This window comes from Caballeronia sordidicola, from assembly GCF_002220365.1.
GTDB lineage: Bacteria > Pseudomonadota > Gammaproteobacteria > Burkholderiales > Burkholderiaceae > Caballeronia > Caballeronia sordidicola_C.
Window position 1 is genome coordinate 1 of sequence record NZ_MTHB01000035.1, and the last position, 2,035, is coordinate 2,035.

Consider the following 2,035-nt stretch of genomic DNA (forward strand, 5'->3'; position numbering starts at 1 on the left):
TTCGTGGGCGGGATCGTCATAGCGACTGCCGTGTGGGCGCTCGATGCTTATCACTACATTGGCCTCGGCATTCCCGATATCGTTCGCTCGTTTCAGCAGCCGATGCAGCCGTGGGACTTTCTCGCAAAGTTCGGCTTTACCGTTGCGTCGCTTGGTACAGGCTTCAAGGGCGGCGAGGTCACGCCGCTGTTCTACATCGGCGCGACCCTCGGCAATGCACTGGCGCCGTTGCTGCATATGCCGTTCGCGCTGATGGCAGCCATCGGCTTCGTTGCGGTGTTCTCAGGGGCCGCAAATACACCGATCACCACCACGATCATGGCTATGGAGTTGTTCGGCGCGGGCATCGGCCCACTTGCCGCAATCGGTTGCGTGACCGCTTATCTGTTTTCCGGACATGCGGGCATCTATCACGCGCAGCGCGTCGGGCATGGCAAACATCGCAAGCACCGACTGCCGGTGCCAGACGGAATACAGCGTGCCGAACCCGGCGGGTCTCGCCCGCAGACAGAAACAGCGGCGACACCGGTCGCGAATGGCAAGCAGCCGCGTAGGTCTATTGATCCGGCAGTGACGACAGGGGAAAGCGGCCAATGACTCAGCAAAGCAACAACCAGCGCATTGCGTCGCTGCGACTTTACTTCCCCCTTGCGACCCGCGCCCGAGCGACGCGGTTCTGGCATCGCCTTAGCGCACCTGCGCTCGCCCATCACCTGATAGCTCTCGCGAAGAAGTCCAATATCATGCAAGCGATGCTGCATCAAATCAGTTCAGGGTATCTGCCTGGAGAGCAGCTTTCTCACCAGCATCCAGAAATCAGCGGAATGCGGCATCCGCAGTGTCTCGAACTGGTCGACACCGAAGAGCGCCTGCGTCACTTCATGCGCGAACACGCCGACGAGCTGCGCAAGGTCCACGCAGTGATGTTCCTCTGCGAACTCCCCGCCGCGCATCACCTCACTGCCCATGCGCTTCCAACGTCAAGCGGAACTTAAACCATGACAGGGGCGTACCCGCTTGTCGCCATCAGCATCGGCGCGATGCTAGGCGCACTCGCCCGTTATGGCTTGAGCGTCACGATGAACGCGCTCGTGCCAAACATTCCGATGGGAACGCTCGCGTGCAATCTGATTGCCGCGTATATCGTCGGGTTTGCGATCGCGTTCTTCGGCTCGACGGCAGGTCTGTCTGTTGCGTGGCGCCTTTTCCTCATCACCGGTCTGGCTGGTGGGCTCTCGACATTCTCAACTTTTTCTGCAGAGCTGCTGACCTTGATTCGGGATGGCCGACTCGGGTGGTCGGTCGGTATGCTTGCGCTGCACGTCGGTGGTTCGTTAGTCATGGCCGCGCTGGGCATGGCCACGCTTTCCCTAACCCGTCACACCTGAAAAGGAGTCTGCAATGCAAGGCTATCAATTGACGTTTTTCACTGAACAGAACCGTAAGCATGGACATCAGTCAATCTGCGACTGGCTGCTGAAATTCGCCGAACAGCACGGCGCATCGGGCGGAACGTTGATGACAGGTGCAGAAGGGTTCGATCACGCGGGCAAGTTCCATTCGGCCGGTTTTTTCGAACTCGCCGATCAGCCGCTTGCCATCACCGTTTCCGTCGATGAGCAGGCATGCCAGCGCTTGATGAACGCGCTCGCGGAAGAAGACGTCGATCTCAGCTACGTGAAGATTCCGGTCGAGTTTGGCCGGACTGGCCGCTCGGTCGCGTGACAAGTCGCAATCAATTTTTCAACGGCTACCAATCTCTTTTTACAGAACTGTCAGTCGCTCGTCGGGTCGCTTATTTTCGTTGTCTGACAGACAACAGCTAGTGTGATGTCCCGCCGGGCTGGGCGCGCAACGGCGGATCATGGCCGGGCCGAGACGCCCATCGGCGCGGACTCTGCTCAAACTAGGCGAAAAAAGCCTACAGTATGACAAGTTACCGCGGTCGTGTTGAACTATAGAGCATTGATTCTGCAAAGGAGCAAGCGGTAATGTGAGGTGAGATGGGCATCCTTTTTGCGTGCAAATGTGATGC

Annotated in this window: 4 protein-coding genes; all 4 read left to right on the forward strand. The window is 58.5% G+C overall.

All coding sequences use genetic code 11. The annotated features are described in order from the left end of the window. A partial coding sequence (locus tag BSU04_RS05685) for a chloride channel protein (RefSeq protein WP_179258216.1) occupies positions 1-597 on the forward strand: 597 nt, incomplete at its 5' end. Positions 598-743: 146 nt separating this feature from the next. Then, complete coding sequence (locus BSU04_RS47370; protein ID WP_256928039.1) at positions 744-995, forward strand: hypothetical protein; 252 nt, start codon at positions 744-746, stop codon at positions 993-995. A gap of 3 nt (positions 996-998) precedes the next feature. Further along, complete coding sequence (gene crcB, locus BSU04_RS05695) at positions 999-1,388, forward strand: fluoride efflux transporter CrcB (protein ID WP_089159691.1); 390 nt, start codon at positions 999-1,001, stop codon at positions 1,386-1,388. A gap of 13 nt (positions 1,389-1,401) precedes the next feature. Next, positions 1,402-1,725: a DUF190 domain-containing protein gene (locus tag BSU04_RS05700; protein ID WP_086383873.1), complete on the forward strand. Its 324-nt coding sequence runs from the start codon at positions 1,402-1,404 to the stop codon at positions 1,723-1,725. The last annotated feature ends 310 nt before the right edge of the window (positions 1,726-2,035 follow it).